We start from the raw sequence: 24407 nt of genomic DNA, 5'->3' as shown, positions 1-24407 counted from the left end.
CTTATCTATACCAATTCATATACGTGGTTTCATCGCAAAACATGGCCTCCCAGCCCATACGCTGAACCATGTCATGAATCTTTTCATCTTTCGCAAGAAAAACATTCATGAATGAGTCGTATACACTCATAAACACAAAATCCATTTTCTCATCAGTCAAAATGAGCTCTGCGGCGGCTTCATCAAGAACCGTCCGCAAGTTAGCCTCAGTTGTGTCGAGAAAGCCGCTGTTTTCCACAATTGGTTCTGAGTAATAAAACCGATTGGACCCGTTGTAACGAAGCACTTTTACCAAACCGGGAATATGAAAATTTGAAATATGGTCCTCACTGGGATAAAAGAGATTTCCTTTTAAGTTCGCGTGTAAAAGTTCAGCCAAATCCTCTCTCGCGTACTCATCCCTTAAAGCAAATATCGATGTCTTCAAAGCCAGCGCCAGCTCTGCATGTGTTTGGAATCCGCATGAAGACATGATCTCTTTCCATGTAACTGCTTTTCCTTTTTCCCTTACTTCTTGATCATTTGGATAAATATGCTCATACTCATTTTTTCTCTTAGCTTTTTCCCACCCTTCAGGCATTTGAATAAAAGGAGAAAATAAAATAGCAGCTGATGTATATTCAACTGGTATTTGTTTCAAGATTGGTGATTCGTCATCTAACCATATGTATTCTAGCATGGGCACCCCCTTTACATATTCTAACATTTACTTATAGTTGATATAAGATCATCAGCCCTTTAACAGCTGATGATCTATTACAGCTTACATCACGTCACATTTTTATCTCCGGATTCAACCGCACTCTCTTCCTTCCATTTTTGATGATCCCATATTCTGAAAAACGGATAGTAGATAGCACATGTAATGAGCAGGTTCACCAGCTGCATGACCGCTCCAGATACTTTTCCACCTGTCGCCAGGTACCCTGATATGAGCGGCGGCATGGTCCATGGCACGGCGATTCCGGCGGGCCTTGCCACCAGTCCTGTACTCATGCCGATATAAGTGGCGGTAATTGTGAGGAGCGGGGCTATGATGAACGGAACGATAAGGAGCGGGTTCATCACAATCGGCATGCCGAAAATGATCGGCTCGTTGATGTTAAATAGCGCAGGACCAATCCCTAATCGGCCGAGCTGCTTCATCTGTTTGCTCCGGGACCGCACAAGCATTGTGAGTACAAGCGCCAGCGTTGCTCCGCTTCCGCCGACATTGATCCAAATTTGAAAAAACTGAGTCGTAAAAATACTCGGCAGCGCCTCGCCCGCTTGAAACGCGAGACGGTTTGCATCCATGGCGCCATACCAAATCGGCGCCATAATACCGCCGATGATCGAAGCGCCGTGAATGCCGCACGCCCAAAGCAGCATTTGCACGAATTCAGCGATCAGACTCCCGCCGAGGCTGCCTCCAAGGATGGAAAGCGGCGTGCCGAGCAGGTCTCCGACGACATTGTGCAGGCTTTGAAAAGGCGTCATTTCAATCAGAAGACGCGCCAGCCATATAAGAAATACGATAATAAAGCCGGGAATCAGCGCGACAAATGATTTGCTTACCGCCGGCGGCACGCCGTCAGGCATGTTAAACACAATATTTTTTTGAATGATGTACCGATAGACTTCAGTCGAAAACAAGGCGATGATCATGGCGACAAACAGTCCCTTGCTGCCGAGCAATGTAATGGGAATGCCGCCTCCGATCATGATTGATTCTGTTGAGCCATCCGGCGTAAAAGGCACCTCGAACGGCGTTGCCAATAAGAAGGCTGCAATTGAAATCGCTCCGGCCGACAGGGCATCAACACCGTAGCTTTCCGCCAGCCGATAGGCGATCCCGAAAGCCGCAATCATTGCCATAATATCGAATGAAGCATTGACAGGATAGCCGAGCTTATCCGCCCACTGTTCCCCAAACACGCTCGTCATAAAATCAGCATAACCGGGAATCGGCAGACTGGTTAAAATCAAAAAGACAGAACCGATAATAATCAGCGGCATGGTCAAAACAATTCCGTCACGCAAAGCGCTGAGATGCCGCTGCCCGGCAATTTTCCCAGCGACAGGCATGATTTTTTCTTCCATCACCCGAGTGAACGCGCTCATCTGAAAAGCCCCCTTTTTTCACTGCTTTGTAAACAACCTTTGCAATGTTTTCTTTATCTTATTTTGAAAACGCTTACAAATTCATGTGGAAAATTTCCTCTTTCTGCGGAAAAAATCTGCATTCTTCTGAACAACCCTCTCAATGAAAAAATCTTTCCTTCTTATTATCAAAATCACATTTTCCTCCGATATATATATCAAACATCATAGAAAAAGGAGAAGAACCATGAAAAACATGTTTTGCAAACTTGTTGTATCAGTCACTCTGTTTTTCAGTTTTCTCGCCCTAGAGCCTCTTGCACATGCAGAAACCAGCAGCGAGAAAGAGGTCATTGTGGTCTATAAAAACAAAGACGGCAAGGAAACCGTCCTGGACAGTGATGCTGAGGTTGAGCAGCAGTATCAGCATCTTCCGGCGGTAGCTGTTACAGCAGATCCAGAGACAGTAAAAGAATTCAACCAGGATCCTGATATTTTGTATGTCGAAAACAATGTCACGTTCACTGCAGCGGACAATACAGACCTCAAAGTACTGTCAGAGAACGCCGACACCACTGACAACTTCGAACAATGGAATCTTGAACCGATTCAGGTCAAACAGGCTTGGAAGGAGGGGCTGACAGGCAAAAACGTCAAAATCGCTGTCATTGACAGCGGGATCTCCCCCCACGACGACCTGTCGATTTCCGGCGGGTACTCAGCTGTCAGTTACACCTCTTCTTACAAAGACGATAACGGCCACGGAACACATGTCGCCGGGATTATCGGCGCTAAGCATAACGGCTACGGAATTGACGGCATCGCACCGGAAGCACAAATATATGCGGTTAAAGCGCTGGATCAGAACGGCTCGGGAGATCTTCAAGGTCTTCTCAAAGGGATCGACTGGTCGATAGCGAATGGAATGGATATCGTCAATATGAGCCTTGGCACGTCTTCAGACAGCCAGATTCTTCATGACGCCATGGACAAAGCATATGAAAAAGGCGTACTGCTCGTTGCCGCAAGCGGAAATGAAGGAAACGGCAAGCCAGTAAATTACCCGGCGGCATACAGCAGTGTCGTTGCAGTGTCAGCGACAAATCAACACAATCAGCTCGCAGCCTTTTCAACAACAGGAAATCAAGTTGAATTTTCAGCACCGGGAACAGACATCACGAGCACGTATTTACATCAATATTACGCGACGGGAAGCGGCACATCCCAAGCGACACCGCACGCCGCTGCCATGTTTGCGTTATTAAAACAGCGTGATCCTGGTAACACGAACGTGCAGCTTCGCGCCCTCATGCAGAAAAACATCGTTGATCTCGGAATTACGGGCCGCGATCAGCAATTCGGCTATGGACTGATCCGGTATAAAGCCCAGCAGGCAGATAAAGCGTACGCGGCGGCTGAGCAAGCGGTCAAAAAAGCCGAACAGACAAAAACACAAGCCGATATCGACAAAGCGAAAAAGCTCGTCAGCAAGCTGCCTAATTCCAGCGCCAAAAAAGCTTTGCAAAAAAGACTGGATAACGTTCAGGCATACAGAAATGTAAAAGACGCGAAGGACAAAGTGGCAAAGGCAGAAAAGTATAAAACCCAGCAAACCGTTGATACAGCACAAGCCGCGATCAACAAACTGCCGAACGGCACGGATAAAAAGAACCTGCAAAAACGGTTAGATCAGGTCAAGCGCTATATCGTATCAAAGCAAGCAAAGGACAAAGTCGCCAAAGCGGAAAAAAGCAAAAAGAAAACAGATGTCAGCAGCGCTCAATCGGCAGTCAGCAAGCTTCCGGTAGGCTCAGAAAAAACGTCCCTGCAGAAGCGTCTCAACAAAGTGAAAAGCAGCAATGTAAAAAAGGCGCAGCAATCAGTCGCCGCAGCGGAAAAGAAATCAACTGACGCAAACGCGGCGAAAGCCCAAAAGGCCGTCAATGAACTTCAGTCCGGAAAAGAAAAAACGTCATTGCAAAAACGGTTAGATAAAGTGAAGAAAAAAGTGGCGGCAGCTGAAGCCAAAAAAGTCGAAACGGCCAAAGCCAAAGTGAAAAAAGCGGAAAAAGACAAGACAAAAAAATCAAAAACAGCCGCTCAGTCCGCAGTAAATCAATTAAAAGCATCCCATGAAAAAACAAAGCTGCAAAAACGGCTGAACGCCGTTAAGCCGAAGAAATAATTGAAAAAACCTTTAAGACGAGTGTTACGTCTTAAAGGTTTTTTCGTCTGTTAAACTGTGTACGCAACCTTTTTCCCATTTGCTTCACAGGCTTTTCATACTATTGCTATCCTGCTGTGAACAGCATAAAATGAACGTTATTACAGATATCAACTGCATATTGCGGGATTGTGACTGGCAAGCAGGCAAGACCCAACGATGCAAAGGGAGTATTAGTGCCTAGAAAAAGAAAGGCATTTTAACTCTTCTTTTCGTGTTGGGCTTGTAACGGCGCCAATGACATTTCTGCTTTATATGTTACGTAATGCCCCGTCACCCGACGAGGGCATTTTTTGATGGCTCTGCACGCTTTACATTTTTCTCACTTTTTTCATTTTGATTGTCAACTTTTCATTTGATACGATGAACAAGCCGACTTTTCTTCAGCAGAGGAGGTTTTTATTGTTTGCAAAAAGAAATTGCGAAAGAATTATTGCTCCTCGCAGGAGGAAAAAGCAACATTATCAGCATCAGCCACTGTACAACTCGTCTTCGTTTTGAAGTAAAGGATGAAACGAAAATCGACATACGTGCTATTGAGAATCTGCAAGGTGTGCAGGGCACCTTTTTCAGATATGGCCTGTTCCAGATTATTTTTGGGGCAGGTATCGTCAACAAAATTTATAAAGAAGTCGTTTGTGTGTGGGAGGCATCGCCTTCTGAAGAGGCTGTTCAAGAGAAACATGCCAGACGCAAACTGAACCCCGTCACAACATTTGCTAAAACGCTGTCCGATATTTTCATGCCGATTATCCCGGCGATAACAGCAAACGGTTTGCTCATGGGGCTGATCGGCATGATTCAGGTCTTTCACTGGTTCTCTGCCGACAGCCCGTGGATCAAAATGCTGGATCTCGTGTCCAGCACCGCCTTTATTCTGCTGCCGATTTTGGTTGGCTTCAGTGCCGCCAGACAATTTGGCAGCAACCCATTTTTAGGGGCATTGATAGGAGGGCTTCTGACTCATCCTGATTTGCTTGATCCATCCATGCTCGGCAGCAAAACCCCCGCTTCCTTGGACATATGGGGGCTGCACATTCCATTGATGGGCTATCAGGGCGCCATTATACCGATTCTTCTCTCCATTTATATCATGAGCAAAATTGAGAAGCTTTTAAAAACGATTGTGCCCAAGTCACTTGATGTCGTGATCATTCCCTTTATCACTGTGATGGTGACAGGGTGTCTCGCGCTGATTGTGATGAACCCCGCCGCAGCTATCATCGGCCAGGTCATATCACAATCGATTGAATACATTTATCACCACGCGGGCATTGCTGCCGGAGCTCTTTTCGGGGGCATCTATTCCACTATCGTTCTATCAGGCTTGCATCATAGCTTTTATGCAATTGAAGCGACTTTGCTTGCTGACCCTCATGTGGGTGTGAACTTTTTGGTGCCGATATGGTCAATGGCGAATGTGGCGCAAGGCGGAGCGGGACTGGCGGTTTTCTTCAAAACGAAGCAGTCAAGCCTGAAGAAAATCGCGCTCCCCGCTTCCCTTACCGCGTTTTTAGGCATAGTGGAGCCAATTGTTTTCGGAGTAAATGTGAAGCTGATCCGCCCCTTTATCGGAGCCGCTATTGGAGGCGCTCTCGGCGGGGCGTATGTAGTTGGGGCACACGTCGTTTCGAATTCCTACGGACTGACCGGCATCCCGATGATTTCAATCGTGCTGCCGTTTGGCATTGCGAATTTTGTTCATTATATGATCGGTTTTTTGATCGCGGCCGTCTCTGCTTTTATAGCTACATTGTTTCTCGGGTTTAAAGAAGAGACAGAATAACTGGATTTATTCGATTTCATTCATAAAACGGGGGATGAAAGGACAAAAAGCTATGAAAATTAAAAGAATATTAAATCATAATGCAATCGTCGTAAAGGATCAAAATGAAGAGAAGATTCTCTTGGGTGCAGGAATTGCGTTCGACAAAAGAAAAAATGATATTGTCGATCCGTCTAAAATCGAAAAAACATTCGTCAGAAAAGATACACCTGACTATAAACAATTCGAAGAGATTTTAGAAACATTGCCGGAAGACCATATTCAAATCTCCGAGCAAATTATTTCCCATGCTGAACAAGAACTGAACATCAAAATCAACGAACGGATTCACGTTGCGTTTTCAGACCACCTCTCATTTGCGATCGAACGCCTGAGCAACGGAATGGTCATCAAAAATCCGCTGCTGAATGAGATCAAAGTTCTTTATCCGAAGGAATTCCAAATCGGCATGTGGGCTAGAGCGCTGATTAAAGAGAAACTGGGCATTGAGATTCCTGAGGATGAAATCGGCAATATCGCCATGCACATTCACACAGCGAGAAACAACGCCGGCGACATGACACAGACACTTGATATTACAACGATGATCCGTGATATTATCGGCATTATTGAAACCCAGCTGTCGATCAACATTGTGGAGGATACCATTTCTTACGAAAGACTCGTGACCCATTTGCGCTTTGCCATTCAGCATATCAAAGCAGGCGAAACCATTTACGAGCTGGATTCAGAAATGATCGCCATCATTAAAGAAAGATTCAAGGATGCTTTCCTATGCGCCAAAAGCATCGGCACATTTGTGAAAAAAGAATACGGCTTTGAATTTCCTGAAAAAGAACTGTGCTATATCGCCATGCATATTCAGCGCTTTTATCATCGGTCAGTGGCCCGCTGATAAACAAAAAACGCTTTTGATCATCTCAAAAGCGTTTTTTTCATATATAGATTATTGATTGATAGCCGGGTTTCCGATCGTATTCCACTTTGTATAGGACATGTAATGGAAATACTCATCGCGATACGGATGTTTTGTATTGGAGTTCCAAGGCTTTTCTCCGCCGCAGAAGTGGACGATTGCCGGTTTTTCTCTCGTTTCATTATATTGCTTCCGTCCTAACAGTGTCGAAGGTGTTTTCAGTTTTAACATGATGTATGTTTGAGCGTTCCAGCGCGGATGAAGCTCATACCACTTATCATATAAGATCGCGTTCAGCGCATCTTGGTCATGTAACACAAGAAAATCTTCAGAACCGTTTTCATTGATAAAGTTGAGAACTTTTTCTGTGATGTTTTGCTTTCTCCAAGGTTCCATATCAATAACCATAATACCCGAGTTAAAATATTTTCCCGTGTCAGTGATATTCATTTCTTTCAAACGTTCATGCTGCCCCGCATCTTCCACAGCAGCAACGGTGTATGGAGCGATGTCCAAGTCCCATAGTTTCGAAATATCCTCAAGGACAAGTGCATCACAATCGACATAAATCATCCGCTTAATGCTCTCATCCTTAATTAAGTCCGGAATCGAAATGCGGTAATACGCCGCTTTTGTAATGTGGCTGCTTTCCACAGCATGTTCATACTGGTTGGCATCCACTTCTAAAAACTCAATCGGCACGCCGAACTTCAATGTGGTTTCTTCCAGCCTTTTTTTGTTATCAGGCTCAATTCCCCCATCAATCACATATAGCTTTACTTTTCTGTTCTGGTCCATGTTTGTCAATAAAGAAACGAACATCCCACCTAAATGACGAGCATAATTATCATCTGCGCATGATACGATATGCATAATTTCATCTTTCTTCAATGGTATTCATCTCCCTTTGTGTTGTACAAGTTACATTCCCTTTTTCAGAAAATTAAACACTAATCTCCAATATTTTTTTGAATAGAATGTGCTTTACAACAAAAAAGGTGTTATTTTTTGAACATCCGATAAAGCCAATAAAGGATGAAAAAGCTCGCGATCGTAATGGCTTCAGCTGAGGCGATATACCATGGCCAAGGCCCGAGAACATCCAATAGTGAAGAACCGCCCGGCTTTTTCGTTAAATACATATAATTCGCTTTCAGCCAGCGGTCAACCAGATAAATGATTCCTCCGTACAGATTGACAATCAATACAGTCACCCATAAAGAGCGCTGTCTGAGTCTGTACGTGCCAATCACCGCCATAAGCAAACAGGACAGAAACACGGATCCGTGCGAAATAAAAAAGAGAATATACCGCACATGCGGAAATGAGAACATACCAAGGTCTGGGGTCAGAAGCGCCTGAAGGGAGCTTCCGATGCCGACAAAATACAAAAACACAAACAGCTTTCTGCTTTTTGTCACCAGCATAATAGCTGATAAATACACAGACAAGTCACTCAGCTGAAGGGGCAGAGAAGTCCGCACCGACCACCTGCCCGCGGCGATCATCCATATTTGGTAACCAATTTGTGAAGCAAGCAAAAGAAACACAAACAAATAGCGCAGAAATGTACTGAATGCTGGCCGGCTGACTGGCCGGCGGAACAAAAACAAAAGAATGGCAAGCATGCCGATCAAGCTTAATGTCACTGCATGCTCTGTCGAAAACAGATGAAACGGATCGTGTTTATACACGCCTTGAACATATTTTTGCACAACTGCACCCCCGTCTGCGGGTTTTTCTTTATTGTGGTGTTCTTTTGGCTTTTTTTATGCAACCGAAAAATATAGGCTTGAAGTTCACCATCGTCTCTGCTACAATTCATTTCATAGCTAATGATTCTGATAATTTAAGGCGGCGACAAATGGAACGTTTAGATAAACAGCAGCAGCTTCGCAAAGAAGAGCATGACACACTCAGCAAGCTTAAACAAATGCCCGTTGAGTCACTCAACCTGGAAGCCATTTCGATCGCGACGAATCTGTATCGGTCTGCGCAAAGGCTCCGTGTCAAAATGGAGACTGAGGTTCTTTCTTCTTACAAATTATCTTGGACCGCTTTCTCCATTCTTTACGATCTATGGGTATGGGGCAAACTCGAAACGAGAAAAATCGCTGAGCTGTCAGGCATTTCAACTGCAACAGCAAGCAATGTGATCAAAACGCTCGAAAAAAAGGGCTTTTGCTCCAAAAGCATCGATACCAGAGATCGGCGACTTGTTTTTGTCACAATCACTGAATCCGGCAAACAAGCGATCGAAGACCTCTACCCCGAGTTTCACAAAGGGGAAACGGAATTGATTACGGGCATGACAAAAGAGGAGCAAAAAACCCTGACAGGACTGCTTAGAAAAGTAGCGGACAATCTTCATACATCATAAGCTTTGACGGGAATCCAGTAGCGGTTTGTCTCCCTGTGTCAGAGAGCCGGCGGAAGGTGCGAGCCGGCACACAGGCAAACGCGAATTACCTCCCCGAGCTTTCTTTGTGAACGTTAGTAGCAAAGGACGGGAAACCGTTATTCGAATGAGCGGAAGACAATGTCTTCAACCAGGGTGGTACCGCGTGCATTGAGCCACGTCCCTTATCGGGATGCGGCTCTTTTTGTGTTTCTAAAAAAGGAGGAAGAACAATGAAAACATTTGATCAGCTCACAGCAGCACAGCAAAAAGAAGTCGAAAGACAGCTTGATCTATATATGACAGGCGCCCAAGAAGTCATACCGCCGGAGGAATTAAAGGCCAAGCTTGTCAAATCGATTGCGGCAGGCACACCGCTTAAAATTAAGCTCGGATTAGATCCTTCTGCACCGGATGTTCATCTGGGACATACGGTCGTTTTAAACAAGCTTCGCCAATTTCAAGAAAACGGCCACATTGTGCAGCTCTTGATTGGCGATTTCACAGGAAAAATCGGTGATCCGACAGGCAAGTCCGCGGCCAGAAAACAGCTGACTGATGAAGAAGTCCAGCACAACGCCAAAACATACTTCCAGCAATTCGGGAAAGTGCTTGATCCAGAAAAAGTCGAGCTGCACTACAACTCGAAATGGCTGAAAACATTGTATCTGGAGGACGTTATTGACTTGGCAGGCAAAATAACAGTAGCCCGCCTGATGGAACGCGATGACTTTGAAGAACGCATCGCCATGCAAAAGCCGATCTCCCTGCATGAATTCTTTTACCCGTTGATGCAGGGATACGATTCCGTCGTTCTGGAAAGCGATATTGAATTAGGAGGAACAGACCAGCATTTCAATGTGCTGATGGGGCGGCATTTTCAAGAACGATACAACAAAGAAAAACAAGTCGTCATCCTGATGCCGCTTTTGGAAGGCTTGGACGGTGTTGAGAAAATGTCGAAATCGAAACACAACTACATCGGCATTGACGAACATCCGAACGACATGTACGGGAAAACAATGTCACTGCCCGACAGCCTGATGAAAAAATACATTCATTTGGCAACGGACTTGGAGCTTGAAGAGAAAAAACGGCTCGTGAAGGACTTAGAAACCGGCGCCGTTCACCCAAGGGATGCCAAAATGCTTTTAGCCAAAACGATTGTCCGAATGTACCACGGATTAGAAGCCGCTGAAGCAGCCGAACAATCTTTCAAAACAGTCTTTCAGGAAAACAGCCTGCCTGAGGATATTCCGGCTGTGAACTGGAAAGGTGAGAAAACGATCGCGATGATCGATCTGCTCGTCACTCTTGACCTTCTCTCTTCGAAAAGCGAGGCGCGCCGCATGATTCAAAACGGCGGTGTCCGGATTAACGGAGAGAAAATAACAGACATTCACGCCGATGCAAAGATAGAGGAGAATATGATCATCCAGGTCGGCAAACGCAAGTTTTTAAAACTCCGATAATTTGATGTCCTGACGCTTATGAAATCGGCTTTCATAAGCGTTTTTTTTGCAGGTATAAAGAACTGTCTTTTCAAAAATGCGCTTCAGTTTGCAGGAAAATCCTTTAGCATCCCGAAATATTCCCCATCCAAACATTAGGGGAGGTTCATGTTTATGAAAAAGCTTTTGACTGTAATGACGATGGCCGTTTTAACGGCCGGCACGGTTCTCTTGCCGGCACAGAGTGTCACCCCTGCTGCGCATGCTGTTCAAATATCAGATAGCCAGCGGGAGCTCCCATTCAAAGCAAAGCGTGCATACTCAACCATTTCTCAGCTTAGTGAAACAATCGGCCCCAGAATAGCCGGGACATCTGCCGAAAAAAAGAGTGCCTTATGGATCGCTTCATCCTTCAAAAAATTAAAACTGGATGTGAAGGTTCAAACGTTTGGCATTCCTGACCGACTTGAAGGAACGCTATCCTCAGAAGGCCGTGAGATTCTCATTCGGGCGGCATCCGGCTCTACACCAACTGAAGAAAAGGGCCTCAACGCTCCGCTGTATCACGCCGGTTTAGGATATCCTGATGATTTCTCCGCTGACGCCAAGGGGAAAATCGCTTTGATTTCAAGAGGAGACCTGACATATTATGAGAAAGCCAGGAATGCCGAGGCGGCCGGCGCAACGGCTATGATCATTTACAATAATAAGGAAAGCCTTGTGCCTGTCACCCCAAATCTATCAGGAAATACAGTCAGCATTCCTGTCGTCGGAATTAAGAAAGAAGACGGTGAAACTCTTATCCAGAAAAAAGAAGCAACCTTACAACTAAAAGCATTCTCAAACCAAACCTCCCAGAACATCATCGGTATCAAAAAACCAAAGAACATCACAAATCCTGATATTGTGTACGTTACAGCCCATTATGACAGTGTTCCTTTCTCGCCCGGCGCAAATGACAACGGATCAGGCACTTCTGTTATGCTGGAAATGGCACGCGTCTTGAAAAGCATCCCTTCTGACAAGGAAATCCGCTTTATCGCCTTTGGCGCTGAAGAGCTCGGCCTGCTCGGCTCCTCCCATTATGTAGATCATCTATCAGAAAAAGAGTTGAAAAGAAGCGAAGTGAACTTCAACTTAGACATGGTGGGTACAAGCTGGGAGAATGCGTCTGAGCTGTATGTCAACACATTGGACGGGCAATCTAACGATGTTTGGGAATCCAGCCATACGGCCGCTGAAAAAATTGGATTCGACCGCCTGTCTCTGACACAGGGAGGCTCATCCGATCACGTGCCGTTCCATGAAGCCGGCATAGATTCCGCTAACTTTATTTGGGGAGATCCGGAAACAGAAGAAGTAGAGCCATGGTACCATACCCCTGAAGACTCTATCGAACATATCAGCAAAGAACGCCTTCAGCAGGCTGGCGACCTTGTGACAGCCTCTGTCTATGAAGCTGTGAAAAAAGAGAAAAAACCAACCGGCAAGAAGGCACATATCAAGGCAAAAGTCTCTGATATTTATGAAGATATCAAATAAAAAAAGACGGCACATTGCTGCCGTCTTTTCTAATCCACTTCTTTCTTAATCCCCAGCATTTTTTCATCTAAATAGTGGGCGATCTCCGCCGCTTCCTTCAGTTCATCGGTTAAATGTTTAGGGACGTCGTTGTTCAGTTTATAGTAGATTTTATGCTCCAAGCTCGCCCAGAAATCCATGGCGATGGTGCGGATTTGAATTTCTGCTTTGACGTATTCCACTCTGTTCGTTAAGTTCACAGGCATTTCAATAATCAAATGCAGGCTTCGGTAGCCGTTCGGTTTCGGATTCTGAATATAATCCTTTACCTTTACGATCCGCAAATCCTCATGCTGCTTCAGGACGTTCACGACATTATAAATATCAGAAATAAAGGAACAAATGATACGCACACCGGCAATATCGTTGATATGTTCCTTCATTTCCTGTGTCGTAATCTCGCAGCCCTTTCTCATGAGTTTATTTACGATGCTTTCAAAGCTTTTCACACGCGATTTTGTATGCTCAATCGGATTGTGGCCGTGAATTAAATTATATTCCTGACTGATAATCGAAAACTTTGTATCAAGTGCATCTAGCGCAAATTTATAAACTAACAGTTCGTTTTTCCAGTCTTCCATGACGGTTTTTAAATCGTCCATATGTGTTACAGATAAATCCATTTTCGTCATCTCCTTTAACGGATCTTTATCCGCTGTCCATGTACTAGACGTGCCTGCCTGCTGCTAGGTTCTATGAATTTTTTTACAAAATCCTGTCGAATGTAACAAAAAAAGACCGCACGAAAAAGCGGTCTTCTTTCTTACCGGAAATAGCTGATCAATAATCCAATTGACAGCAGGAATCCGAAAAATGTATTGGTTTGCGCTGTAGATTTCATCGCTACAATCATATTCATCGGCAATTCTTTTTTGACGAAGCCTTTCACCGCCTGAACCGGCTTAGGCACGCTCAAAAAGACGACAAACAGCCATGGGCTTGCAGCTCCTGTAATGACCAAGCCGACAACCCAAATATAAGCGACAGCAAACGACGCAGCCAGCAGAGTGACGGCTCCTTTATGTCCCATCAGGATCGCCAATGTTTTGCGTCCGCCTTTTTTATCCTCTTCGATATCACGAATATTGTTCGACAGGTTGATCGCGCCGACAAGAATCGCAATCGGAATCGAAATGAAAATGCTCTGCTTATTGATCATGTCCGTCTGAATAAAAAACGAAATCAGCACAAACACCGAACCCATGCAAATGCCTGAGAATAACTCACCGAACGGTGTATATGCAATCGGCAGAGGCCCGCCTGTATACAGGTAGCCGATCGCCATTCCGACGAGACCGATGACAGCCAGCCACCAGCTGCTGCTCATGCAAATATACACACCGAGCAAAATGGCAATGCCGTATGAAGCGAGAGCTAATTGCAGAATTGTTTTGGGCTTCATACCATGTCTGACAATTGCGCCGCCGATTCCGACAGATTCAGCTGTATCTAACCCGCGTTTAAAATCGTAGTATTCATTGAATAAGTTCGTCGCGATCTGGATCCATAAGCAAGAAAACAGCATAGCCAGAAACAGCAGCAAATCAACCTTCACATAAAACATCGCCAAAACTGTTCCGAGAAGCACAGGAACAAACGACGCCGTTAATGTATGCGGGCGCGTTAATTGCCACAGGATCTGCCCCATACTTTCTTTTTCCGGCGCTGTCTGACCCTCACCCTTATTTGTTTGGTTCATCTTCCTCTTCCTTTCTATTAAAAGGCTTACTTTTTTCAGCCGGCCACTTGATGAAACTTGCGTTTTGCTTCCTTATCTATCATAATGACTTCTCCACCATTTCACAAGATACCTTAAGCGGGCGTTTTCCTTCTTATTATACGCTTTCTGCCCTGATTTCATTAGAGTTCTGCCTGCGCCTTTACAAACAGGAGCGGAAAAATTTTTTTAAATCATTTACGCTTTTTAAAAGTTAAAAAGTTCTCTTCATAACATTTATTCTTTCCTTTATAATGAATCAGTCAGAGAAACTTCATTCATACTCTTTCAAAGATAAAAATTCACTTCTGAAGGCAGAAGCCGATATATAAATTTGAGGGATATTAGGGAAAATATGAAACTTTTTGCGCATCCGCTCGTCATATACTCATGTAATTGTCGAAAAAACGGGAAGGGAATTTGAATATGCTGCAATTGATGAAACAGCTGTATGAAAAACCCGCTGTCAAGTGGACATGTCATACAGGCTTTTATTTGTTGATACTGCTTGTTTTGTTTTTTATGTATGGTTTTCACACCGCGAATACCGGTTCTTATATTTATAACGATTTCTAATTGGAGAGAGAATAACAATGAAACTTTTAGATGCTATTCAAACACATGCGGAAACTTATCCGCAAACCGAAGCCTTCCGCTCTCAAGGCCAGTCGCTCACATATCAGGAACTTTGGGCGCTGTCTGACCGTGCGGCTGCCGCGATCAAAAAACGCGTTTCTGGAGAAAAGGGTTCTCCTGTTCTGGTGTACGGACATATGGAACCGCACATGATTGTCTCCTTTTTAGGAAGCGTAAAGGCGGGACATCCTTATATCCCGGTTGACTTGTCCATTCCGTCCGAGCGGATTGCGAAAATCATTGAAAGCTCGGGCGCCGAATTGCTGATTCACGTATCTGGTCTTCCTGTTGATATTGACAGCGGGCTGATTCAGACAGTATCAGCGGAAGAACTGCTGGAAAACGAAGGCACTGTCAGCCGTGATCAATGGGTGACGGGACACGAAACGTTTTATATCATTTACACTTCCGGAAGCACGGGCAATCCGAAAGGCGTGCAGATTTCTGCCGCAAACCTTCAAAGCTTCACAGACTGGATTTGCGCGGACTTCCCGATCAACGGAGGCAAAACGTTTTTAAACCAAGCACCGTTTTCATTCGATTTATCCGTCATGGATCTTTATCCGTGCCTTCAGTCAGGCGGTACTTTACACTGCGTGACAAAGGACGCCGTGAATAAGCCGAAGATCTTATTCGAAGAGCTCAAAAAGTCCGGGCTGAATATATGGACATCGACGCCATCCTTTGTGCAAATGTGCCTGATGGATCCTGGATTTTCACAAGATCTGCTTCCTGAGGCGGACACATTTATGTTTTGCGGAGAGGTTCTCCCGGTTTCTGTAGCCGAAGCGCTGCTTGAGCGTTTCCCGAAAGCGAGAATCTTTAATACGTACGGTCCGACTGAGGCGACAGTCGCTGTTACGTCTGTTGAAATTACAAGTGACATCATCAGCCGGCACGAATCTCTGCCAGTCGGCTTCGCCAAACCGGATATGAACATTTTGATTATGGATGAACAGGGGAATCAGCTCCCGGATGGAGAAAAAGGCGAAATCGTCATTGCAGGCCCGAGTGTAAGCCGCGGCTATCTCGGTGAGCCTGAGCTGACAGATAAAGCATTCTTCTCTTATGAAGGCCAATGGGCATACCGAACTGGTGATGCTGGTTATACACAAGATGGTCAGATTTTCTGCCAAGGCCGCTTGGATTTCCAGATTAAACTTCACGGGTACCGGATGGAGCTGGAGGAAATTGAGTTTCATGTGAGACAGTCTCAGTACGTGCGCTCAGCTGTTGTGATTCCGTATCAGCCAAACGGAACTGTCGAATATCTGATAGCTGCAATTGTGCCTGAGGAGCACGAATTCCAGAAGGAGTTCCAGCTGACGAGTGCGATTAAAAAAGAGCTTGCCGCTTTCCTGCCGGCTTATATGATTCCGAGAAAGTTCATTTATCAGGATCACATTCAAATGACGGCTAACGGCAAAATTGACCGGAAACGCATCCGCGAAGAGGTTCTTGTATGACGCCTTACAGCTCGTTTTTATTCTTTATATTGCTTGGCATTCTTCTTCTGCCGACCATCATTCTCGGGTTGAACGGGAAAAGATTCCAGGCATACAACATGTTTATATCCATTCTTATATTGGCTCTGATTTTCTCGCATGACTTACACGGCGTCATCGCCCTGTGTCTGTTTACCATATGGCAGGTGCTCCTGATCAGCGGCTACCTGGCGTACCGGCAGAAAGCGAACAGCGGCTTTGTCTTTTGCTCGGCTGTTATCGCGTCTATTCTGCCTTTATTCTTGTCAAAAATATGGCCGTTTCTTTCTCATCCGCAGCCGCATCATCCGGCGCATAACCTGATCAGCTTTTTAGGGATTTCGTATTTAACCTTTAAAGGCGTTCAGCTGATTATGGAAGCGAGAGACGGGCTGCTGAAGGAACAGCTGCCGCTTCACCGCCTGCTGTATTTCATCCTGTTTTTCCCGACGATTTCTTCCGGTCCGATTGACAGGTACCGCAGATTCGTCAAGGATGAGCAGAAGGCATGGACAAAAGAGGAATATGCCGATCTGCTGTATACGGGGATTCACAAGATTTTCATTGGATTCCTTTACAAGTTTATTATCGGCTATGCGATCAACACATATTTCATCATGAACCTTCCCGCGATCACGCACAATAAGATCCTCGGGAATCTGCTTTACATGTACGGCTACAGCATGTATTTATTCTTTGATTTTGCCGGCTACACGATGTTTGCCGTCGGGGTCAGCTATATTATGGGGATTAAATCGCCGGAAAACTTTAATAAACCGTTTATCAGCAAAAATATTAAAGATTTCTGGAACCGCTGGCATATGTCTCTGTCATTTTGGTTCAGAGACTATGTATTTATGAGATTTGTATTTTGGATGACAAAGAAAAAGTGGATCAAAAACCGTATGGCCGTCTCAAACATCGGGTATTTCCTGCTGTTTATGCTGATGGGGGTTTGGCACGGCCTTGCGCCGCAATATATCATCTACGGCCTCTATCACGCCGTCCTGATGACGTGTTACAACTTTTTCGAGAAGTGGAATAAGAAATATAAATGGCTCCCGTCCAACCGCTGGACAACGATTCTCGCTATTGTGATCACGTTCCATTTTGTGTGCTTTGGGTTTTATATTTTCTCAGGAAAACTATTTCATCACCATCATTAAAGGAGATTAGAAAACTATGGATTTTAAACAAGAGGTATTAGACGTTTTAGCAGAGGTTTGCCAGGATGACATCGTAAAGGAAAACCCTGATATTGAAATTTTTGAAGAAGGTTTGCTTGATTCTTTTGGAACAGTAGAATTGCTGCTTGCGATTGAAAACCGTTTTGATATTCTGGTGCCTATCACTGAATTCGACCGGGATGTATGGAATACGCCTAATCACATTGTAAACCAGCTGTCTGAGTTGAAATAATGAAAAAGCGTTTTTTCGGTCCAATTATTTTGGCGTTTATTCTATTCGCAGGCGCCATCGCAGTTCCATCTTCATGGCTGACTCGTTTTATTACCGATAAACGGGTTGAAGAGTCAGCAACAACCTTAAACCCGAGTATGTTTCAGGGGCTTTATTTACAAAATCAGATGCTCAATGATCCGAAGTATCTTCCGATTTACGGGTCTTCTGAGCTTTCCCGGCTGGACGAGTTCCACCCATCTAATTATTTTCAAGTAAACAATGAGGGATTTACGCCTTACCTTGTCGGCAAAGGCGGGTCCCAGTCATTGATACATTCTTTAAACTTCGCTGCCCATATGGATCAGCTGAAGGGCAAAAAAATTGTTTTCATCGTTTCTCCGCAGTGGTTTATTAAGCGCGGGTCTGATGAACAGCATTTTGCGCCGAACTATTCCGCGCTTCAAGGGCTGGATCTGGCATTTAACGATCAGATCGACCCTGACGTGAAAAAGAAAATGATGAAGCGTATGCTGCGCTTCAAAGCTGTTCAAAACGATGCTGTACTTTCCGAGCTTTATAAGGCGATGGTGAACGGCCAGACATGGAAAGTGAACGCGCTGAAGCCGGCGGCAAAAGTATATTACAAGATGCTCGAAAAGAAAGACCTTTATTATTCAGCGACGGAAACCACAGGACCAAAGCGCTATATCTCACAATCCGTCAAGGATAAGTCATGGTCTGAATTAAATAAACTGGCCGATGAATCAGGCAAACGCCACTCCGGGTCTAACGATTTTCACATCGACAATCCTGTTTATAAAAAGCTGAAGCCGAAAGTGCCTAAGCTGAAAGGGAAAAACAAAGGCAGATCGTATGCGAAGTCACCGGAATACGGCGATTTTGAGCTGATGCTTCATATCCTGAAAGACGCGGGCGCAGAGCCTATGTTTGTCACCATCCCTGTTAACGGAAAATGGTATGACTACACAGGCTTCCCGAAAAAAGGGCGCACTGACTATTATGAAAAGGTCAATAAACAGATTAAAGCGAAGGGCTTCCAAGTCGCTGATTTTTCAGGTCATGAATATGACCCTTATTTTATGAAAGATACCATCCACATCGGCTGGAAAGGTTGGGTGTATGTGGATAAGGCAATTGATGAATTCTATAAAACCGGAAAGGTTACTTCATCGTGAGCATCTATTAGGACGCGGCTGCATATTTCCTGCTAAGATTTGAAATAGTAAAGGAATCACAGCCAGCTTGATAAGAGGTGTTACATCAATGAAGATGACAGGCAATACGGTTTTGATCACAGGCGGTTCAGCAGGCATCGGGCTTGAACTGGCCAAACGGCTGCTTGAGCTCGGGAATGAAGTGATCATTTGCGGACGCAGCGAAACACGTCTTGCAGAAGCAAAAAAACAGCTCCCAGCCCTCCATACAAAACAATGCGATGTCGCAGACCGCACGGAGCGTGAGGCATTGTTTGAATGGGCCCAGAAGGAATTTCCAAAGCTGAACGTTCTCGTTAACAATGCGGGCATTCAAAAGGAAATTGACTTTAAAAAAGGAACTGAGGAACTCTTTGTGGACGGGGATGAAATAGAGCTGAATATCCAAGCGCCTGTCCATTTATCAGCTCTTTTTACGCCTCACTTGATGAATCAGCCGGAAGCGGCAATTGTTCAGGTAACGTCCGGGCTCGCGTTTAACCCGTTAGCTGTTTATCCGGTGTACTGTGCAACAAAAGCGGCGCTCCACTCCTTCTCACTCACGCTCAGGCACCAGCTTCGTGATACAAGCGTTGAAGTGATCGAGATGGCGCCGCCTATGGTTGACACGGGATTAAATCAAAAATCACGCGATAAGCAAGGTCTGACGTACCGCGGCATTACACCTGAAGAATATGTTCAATATTTCTTAGACGGCTTAAAAGAAGGCAAACAAGAGATTACAAATGAACGTGTCGAAGGTCTGCGGAATGCGGTCCGTGCCGATTACGACAGAGTATTTGAACAAATGAATGCGCAGGAGAATTAATTTCTCCTGCTTTTTCTTATAAATTTTTTACAAATTTGAGCAAACCTATTGCGATTATTTGGTGAAGGTATACAATAGAATATAAAATATTTTCAAATAAGTTTGATAATATAAACAATTTAACAACAGGGAGATTGACCATGACTAAACAAACGATTCGAGTTGAATTAACATCAGCCAAAAAACCGAAACCAGATCCACATCAGCTTTCTTTCGGAAGAGTGTTTACAGACCACATGTTTGTAATGGACTACGCATCTGATAAAGGCTGGTACGATCCGAGAATCATTCCTTATCAAGCCGTTTCAATGGACCCGGCCGCAATGGTATATCACTATGGCCAAACGGTGTTTGAAGGCTTAAAGGCTTACGTCACAGAGGATGACCATGTTCTGCTTTTCAGACCGGAAAAAAATATGGAGCGCCTGAATAAATCAAATGACCGCATCTGTATTCCGCAAATTGATGAAGAACAGGTTCTTGAGGGTTTAAAACAGCTGATCGCTATTGATAAAGACTGGATTCCGAATGCGGAGGGCACGTCCCTTTACATCCGTCCATTCATTATCGCAACCGAACCTTTCCTTGGTGTCGCGGCATCTCATACGTATAAGCTCTTTATCATCCTTTCTCCGGTCGGCTCATATTACAAAGAAGGCATTAAGCCTGTCAAAATTGCTGTGGAAAGTGAATTTGTCCGTGCGGTAAAAGGCGGAACGGGAGATGCGAAAACCGCAGGAAACTACGCTTCAAGCTTAAAAGCGCAGCAGGTAGCAGAAGAGAAAGGATTTTCTCAGGTTCTCTGGCTGGACGGCATTGAGAAAAAATACATCGAAGAAGTCGGCAGCATGAACATCTTCTTTAAAATCAACGGTGAAATTGTGACACCGATGCTGAACGGCAGCATTCTGGAGGGCATCACGCGCAATTCCGTCATTACTTTGCTTAAGCATTGGGGGCTTCCGGTATCAGAACGAAGAATCGCCGTTGATGAAGTCATCCAAGCCCATAAAGACGGCGTTCTTGAAGAAGCCTTCGGAACGGGTACGGCGGCTGTTATTTCTCCAGTCGGCGAACTGATCTGGAATGACGAAACACTGATGATCAACAACGGTGAAACGGGAGAAATCTCTAAAAAGCTGTATGACACGATCACAGGCATTCAAAAGGGTACAGTTCCTGATGAATTTGGATGGACGACTGAAGTCGCAACGCTCACTGAAAGCAAATAAACAAAAAACCGGCCCCAAACGGGCCGGTTTTTTTATGCTTCAATTTTGTTAAAGAACTGCGGCAGATGTGCTTTGTGCGCCTCCAGCATTTCGTCTAAGATCTGTTTGGCCACTGTGTCGGATGGTACGAGAGGATTAATCGTCATGGCAAGCAGCGCTGTTTGGTAGTCGCCTGTGACAGCCGCTTCCGCCGCGACACGCTCAAATGATTTGATTTGCTGGACGAGACCGCGGACAGATACTGGCAGATCGCCTACGGCGATTGGCTTAGGGCCGTTTTTCGTCATCACGCAGTTTACTTCAACAGCGGAATCATCTGGAATGCTTGCAATCGCACCGTTATTGACCGTGTTCACCGGCTGAATGTCGTGTTTATCATTGTAAATGGAGCTGATGAGGTTGCACGCTGCATCGCTGTAGTAAGCACCTCCGCGTTTTTCAAGCTGCGGCGGCTTGATCGCCAAATTTGGATCTTTATAAAGCTCGAACAGCTCTTGCTCTACCTTTTGCACCACTTCAGCACGGGTGCCTTCCGTTTGTGATGCTTCAAGCTCGTGCTCGAACATTTCTTTTGTTTTGAAATAGTAGCGGTGGTAGCCGCAAGGGATCATGTCGAGTGCTTTTAAGAATTCTGGCTCCCACTCAGCGCCGGAGATGTTTTTCATTGTCATCGCGTTTTTCGGATCACCCATCGCTTCAATAACTTTATCCTTCACGCTGACACCGTCTAAGAAGACGTCCATTCCGAACACCATATGATTCAATCCGGCAAATTGAACCTCTACCCGGTCAACATCTACATCGAGCGCTTTCGCTACGCCCATTTTGATGCCGATCGGGACATTGCAGAGACCGACGACTTTCTTCAGGTTGGAGTAGCGAAGCAAGGCCTCCGTCACCATACCTGCCGGATTTGTGAAATTGACAAGCCATGCGTTCGGACAAAGCTCCTCGATGTCCTTCGCAATCTCTAGGATGACCGGAATGGTGCGCAATCCTTTAAAGAGTCCTCCCGGGCCGTTTGTTTCCTGGCCGATGACGCCATATTTTAATGGAATGCGCTCATCCTTGGCTCTCGCCTGCAGCAGTCCGACCCGGAATTGAGTCGTCACAAAGTCTGCATCTTTCAGCGCTTCCCTCCTGTCCAAAGTGAGGTGAATGTCGATCGGGACACCGGCTTTTTCAACCATCCGCTTGGCGAGCGTGCCGACAATGTTCAATTTTTCCTCGCCTTCAGGAATATCAACGAGCCATAATTCACGTACAGGCAGCTCCTTGTACCGTTTGATTAAACCTTCCACAAGCTCCGGTGTATAGCTTGAGCCTCCGCCAATCGTTACAATTTTCAATCCTTTTGTCATATGCTTGCTCCCCCTTGCACGGTGATTTTTTCATATAGCTCAATGAATTCAGCCGCCAAATCCTTGACTGTCATGGCATTCATTAAATGATCCTGAGCGTGGACCATCAGCAGTGTCATTTCTGTTTTTTCTCCGCCTGCTTCACTTTGGATCAGTTCTGTCTGATAATGATGGGCTTTTGATAATTCATCCGCAGCTTCTTGAAGCTTACTCCGCGCCTCTTCGCTGTCGCCGTTTTTCGCGGCGGCGATCGCTTCCATTGCGGAGCTCCTTCCGTTTCCTCCGTGAAGAATGATTTGAAAAATAATTTGCTCCATTTTCTCATTCACGCGACTCACTCCTTTCTTTACAAAGCCGCCTCTTTGTCGTCTGAAACAGCAGGCGTTTGAACGAGCTCTAATTCGTTTTCTTCTTTCAGCTTCTGTTTATCCCACATTCTGAAGAACGGGTAGTAGACAACAAAGGAAACGGCAATGTTAATGGCTTGCATGACCGCGCCTGATATTTTGCCTCCTGTCGCCAAGTAGCCTGAAAAGATCGGCGGCATGGTCCACGGGACTGCGATACCCGCAGGTTTGGCGACAAGTCCGGTGCTCATTCCGATGTATGTGAGTGTCAGTGTGATAAGCGGCGTGACGATAAACGGAATCAAGAGCATCGGGTTCATGACGATCGGCATTCCGAAAATGATCGGTTCGTTAATATTGAAGACCGCCGGGCCGATCGCAAGCTTTCCGAGCTGCTTCATTTGTTTGCTTCGGGCGCGAAGGAACATCGTGACAACCAGTGCAAGAGTGGCACCGCTTCCGCCGATATTGATCCAGATATCGAAAAATTGCTGGGTGAAAATCTTAGGCAGCTCCTCACCGGCTTGGAACGCGATCCGGTTGGCATCCATGGCGCCGTACCAAATCGGTGCCATAACGCCGCCGACAATGTTGGCGCCGTGAAGACCGCAGGCCCATAAAAGCATTTTGACGGCTTCTGCGATAAGGCTGCCCCCGAGGCTTCCGCCAAGAATGGAGAGCGGCGTCCCCAGTAAAACGCTTACAATATTATGAAGGCTTTCAAATGGCGTCGCTTCAACAATCAGTCGGGCTGCCCAAATCAGGAAGATGACGGCAAAGCCGGGGATTAAAGCGACAAATGACTTGCTGACCGCCGGCGGAACACCATCCGGCATTTTAAAAACCATATTGCGCTGGATAATGAGACGGTAAATCTCTGTTGACACCATCGCGATAATCATGGCGACAAACAGGCCTTTACTTCCCATCAGCGAAAGCGGAATACCGCCGCTGACCATCATCTCTTTCGTCGAGCCATCCGGCGTAAACGGCACTTGATACGGTGTCGCTAAGAGGAAAGCCGCAAGGGAGATGGCACCGGCCGACAAGGCATCGACCCCATATTTCTCCGCCAGCCTGTAGGCGATGCCGAATGCGGCGACAAGCCCCATAATTTCAAAGGTGGCGTCAACCGGGTAAGCGAGCTTCTCAGACCAGGCGCTGCCGAACGTTTTTGCCATAAAATCGGCATATCCGGGAATCGGGAGGTTGCCGATGATGAGGAAAAAGGAGCCGATGATAATAAGCGGCATTGTTAAAATGATACCGTCACGGAGCGCCTGCAAATGACGCTGCCCCGCAATTCTTCCCGCTATAGGCATGACCTTCTCTTCTAACAACTGATTGACTTTATTCACATAGCCCGCCCCTCTCTATGACGCGTTTCCAAGCTGTTCAGCCGATTTCAGCACTTCCGCTCCGTTGCACGTCCCATAATGGACTGTGTTAATGACGTCTACCGGAACACCCTTTGATTCTCCTAGTTTTTTCAGCTGAGGAAGCATGTAACGGACTTGCGGGCCGAGGAGCAATACATCCGCTTTATCGATATGATTTTGTACAGAATCACCTGATACTGCCCAAATGGTATAGTCTTTTCCTTGTTCCTGCGCGCTTTTTTCCATCTTGCTGACGAGTAAGCTTGTTGACATGCCTGCTGCACAAACGAGTAATATATTCATGTAAAAGACCCCCTAAGAGTTTGATAGAATTTGTATGTCCTGCTGTTGATAACATCATATTATGAA

At 45.5% G+C, this 24407-nt stretch carries 23 protein-coding genes and 1 other annotated feature; of the genes, 13 read left to right on the top strand and 10 right to left on the bottom strand.

Annotated elements, in window-relative coordinates:
* Position 1: 1 nt before the first annotated feature.
* Together CJU60_RS01490 and celB are read right to left on the bottom strand one after the other, a co-directional pair.
* A complete protein-coding gene (locus tag CJU60_RS01490; RefSeq protein ID WP_095712724.1) occupies positions 2–679 on the bottom strand; it encodes a DUF2711 family protein in 678 nt (225 codons plus the stop codon).
* Positions 680–768: 89 nt separating this feature from the next.
* Entirely contained in the window at positions 769–2103 is a 1335-nt protein-coding gene (celB, locus tag CJU60_RS01485; protein WP_095712723.1) for a PTS cellobiose transporter subunit IIC, read from the bottom strand.
* Positions 2104–2329: 226 nt separating this feature from the next.
* On the opposite strand from celB, the gene CJU60_RS01475 reads away from it, so the two are divergent.
* The 3 genes from CJU60_RS01475 (at position 2330) to sacY (ending at position 6987) form a co-directional block, all read left to right on the top strand.
* Positions 2330–4267: a minor protease Epr gene (locus tag CJU60_RS01475; protein ID WP_095712722.1), complete on the top strand. Its 1938-nt coding sequence runs from the start codon at positions 2330–2332 to the stop codon at positions 4265–4267.
* A 445-nt stretch (positions 4268–4712) separates the two neighbouring features.
* Entirely contained in the window at positions 4713–6092 is a 1380-nt protein-coding gene (locus tag CJU60_RS01470; RefSeq protein ID WP_095712721.1) for a sucrose-specific PTS transporter subunit IIBC, read from the top strand.
* A gap of 52 nt (positions 6093–6144) precedes the next feature.
* Positions 6145–6987, top strand: coding sequence for a transcription antiterminator SacY (gene sacY, locus CJU60_RS01465; protein WP_044160381.1), 843 nt, complete (start codon positions 6145–6147; stop codon positions 6985–6987).
* A gap of 51 nt (positions 6988–7038) precedes the next feature.
* On the opposite strand, the gene CJU60_RS01460 is transcribed toward sacY, so the two are convergent.
* The gene (locus tag CJU60_RS01460; RefSeq protein WP_095712720.1) at positions 7039–7899 is read right to left on the bottom strand and encodes a glycosyltransferase family 8 protein; all 861 of its coding nucleotides are present in this window, start codon (positions 7897–7899) and stop codon (positions 7039–7041) included.
* Positions 7900–8009: 110 nt separating this feature from the next.
* Positions 8010–8723, bottom strand: a complete 714-nt coding sequence (locus CJU60_RS01455; protein WP_095712719.1) for a YwaF family protein — start codon at positions 8721–8723, stop codon at positions 8010–8012.
* A 149-nt stretch (positions 8724–8872) separates the two neighbouring features.
* On the opposite strand from CJU60_RS01455, the gene CJU60_RS01450 reads away from it, so the two are divergent.
* From CJU60_RS01450 to CJU60_RS01440, 3 genes are all read left to right on the top strand, one after another.
* Positions 8873–9388, top strand: a complete 516-nt coding sequence (locus tag CJU60_RS01450; protein ID WP_095712718.1) for a MarR family transcriptional regulator — start codon at positions 8873–8875, stop codon at positions 9386–9388.
* Positions 9383–9595: a binding site (T-box leader), on the top strand. It overlaps the preceding gene by 6 nt.
* A 44-nt stretch (positions 9596–9639) precedes the next feature.
* Positions 9640–10878 (top strand): tyrosine--tRNA ligase, encoded by a 1239-nt coding sequence (gene tyrS, locus CJU60_RS01445; RefSeq protein ID WP_095712717.1) that lies wholly within the window; start codon positions 9640–9642, stop codon positions 10876–10878.
* Between the two features lie 153 nt (positions 10879–11031).
* On the top strand, positions 11032–12399 hold the full coding sequence (locus CJU60_RS01440; protein WP_095712716.1) for a M28 family metallopeptidase: 1368 nt from the start codon (positions 11032–11034) through the stop codon (positions 12397–12399).
* 29 nt (positions 12400–12428) lie between these two features.
* On the opposite strand, the gene ywaC is transcribed toward CJU60_RS01440, so the two are convergent.
* Both ywaC and CJU60_RS01430 read right to left on the bottom strand, forming a co-directional pair.
* Positions 12429–13061 (bottom strand): GTP pyrophosphokinase YwaC, encoded by a 633-nt coding sequence (gene ywaC / locus CJU60_RS01435; protein ID WP_010332385.1) that lies wholly within the window; start codon positions 13059–13061, stop codon positions 12429–12431.
* A gap of 140 nt (positions 13062–13201) precedes the next feature.
* Positions 13202–14137 carry a 1,4-dihydroxy-2-naphthoate polyprenyltransferase gene (locus CJU60_RS01430; RefSeq protein ID WP_059292251.1) on the bottom strand — a complete coding sequence of 312 codons (936 nt, stop codon included), beginning with the start codon at positions 14135–14137 and terminating at the stop codon, positions 13202–13204.
* A gap of 444 nt (positions 14138–14581) precedes the next feature.
* Here CJU60_RS01430 and CJU60_RS01420 point away from each other — a divergent pair, with 444 nt between their 5' ends.
* The 7 genes from CJU60_RS01420 (at position 14582) to CJU60_RS01390 (ending at position 20951) form a co-directional block, all read left to right on the top strand.
* Positions 14582–14731: a teichoic acid D-Ala incorporation-associated protein DltX gene (locus tag CJU60_RS01420; protein ID WP_010332387.1), complete on the top strand. Its 150-nt coding sequence runs from the start codon at positions 14582–14584 to the stop codon at positions 14729–14731.
* Positions 14732–14748: 17 nt separating this feature from the next.
* Positions 14749–16257: a D-alanine--poly(phosphoribitol) ligase subunit DltA gene (dltA, locus tag CJU60_RS01415; RefSeq protein ID WP_095712715.1), complete on the top strand. Its 1509-nt coding sequence runs from the start codon at positions 14749–14751 to the stop codon at positions 16255–16257.
* The gene (gene dltB, locus CJU60_RS01410; RefSeq protein ID WP_095712714.1) at positions 16254–17441 is read left to right on the top strand and encodes a D-alanyl-lipoteichoic acid biosynthesis protein DltB; all 1188 of its coding nucleotides are present in this window, start codon (positions 16254–16256) and stop codon (positions 17439–17441) included. Before dltA ends, dltB begins: the two co-directional genes overlap by 4 nt.
* A gap of 16 nt (positions 17442–17457) precedes the next feature.
* Complete coding sequence (dltC, locus tag CJU60_RS01405) at positions 17458–17694, top strand: D-alanine--poly(phosphoribitol) ligase subunit DltC (protein WP_024123329.1); 237 nt, start codon at positions 17458–17460, stop codon at positions 17692–17694.
* Positions 17694–18872: a D-alanyl-lipoteichoic acid biosynthesis protein DltD gene (gene dltD, locus CJU60_RS01400; RefSeq protein ID WP_095712713.1), complete on the top strand. Its 1179-nt coding sequence runs from the start codon at positions 17694–17696 to the stop codon at positions 18870–18872. Before dltC ends, dltD begins: the two co-directional genes overlap by 1 nt.
* Before the next feature lie 88 nt (positions 18873–18960).
* Positions 18961–19719 carry an SDR family oxidoreductase gene (locus CJU60_RS01395; protein WP_095712712.1) on the top strand — a complete coding sequence of 253 codons (759 nt, stop codon included), beginning with the start codon at positions 18961–18963 and terminating at the stop codon, positions 19717–19719.
* Between the two features lie 140 nt (positions 19720–19859).
* Positions 19860–20951, top strand: a complete 1092-nt coding sequence (locus CJU60_RS01390; RefSeq protein ID WP_095712711.1) for a branched-chain amino acid aminotransferase — start codon at positions 19860–19862, stop codon at positions 20949–20951.
* 32 nt (positions 20952–20983) lie between these two features.
* On the opposite strand, the gene licH is transcribed toward CJU60_RS01390, so the two are convergent.
* The 4 genes from licH to licB are packed head-to-tail and all read right to left on the bottom strand — an operon-like array spanning position 20984 to position 24341.
* On the bottom strand, positions 20984–22312 hold the full coding sequence (gene licH, locus CJU60_RS01385; RefSeq protein ID WP_044159985.1) for a 6-phospho-beta-glucosidase LicH: 1329 nt from the start codon (positions 22310–22312) through the stop codon (positions 20984–20986).
* Positions 22309–22641 carry a PTS lichenan transporter subunit IIA gene (gene licA / locus CJU60_RS01380; RefSeq protein ID WP_024123334.1) on the bottom strand — a complete coding sequence of 111 codons (333 nt, stop codon included), beginning with the start codon at positions 22639–22641 and terminating at the stop codon, positions 22309–22311. The genes licH and licA overlap by 4 nt, the downstream gene beginning before the upstream one ends.
* 17 nt (positions 22642–22658) lie before the next feature.
* Positions 22659–24017 carry a PTS lichenan transporter subunit IIC gene (licC, locus tag CJU60_RS01375; RefSeq protein ID WP_095712710.1) on the bottom strand — a complete coding sequence of 453 codons (1359 nt, stop codon included), beginning with the start codon at positions 24015–24017 and terminating at the stop codon, positions 22659–22661.
* Between the two features lie 15 nt (positions 24018–24032).
* Positions 24033–24341 (bottom strand): PTS lichenan transporter subunit IIB, encoded by a 309-nt coding sequence (gene licB / locus CJU60_RS01370; protein ID WP_024123336.1) that lies wholly within the window; start codon positions 24339–24341, stop codon positions 24033–24035.
* Between the last annotated feature and the right edge of the window lie 66 nt (positions 24342–24407).

Origin of the sequence: Bacillus sp. 7705b (genome assembly GCF_002289525.1) — a bacterium.
Taxonomy (GTDB): Bacteria; Bacillota; Bacilli; order Bacillales; family Bacillaceae; genus Bacillus; species Bacillus halotolerans.
This window is presented reverse-complemented; position numbering and strand designations above follow the sequence as displayed.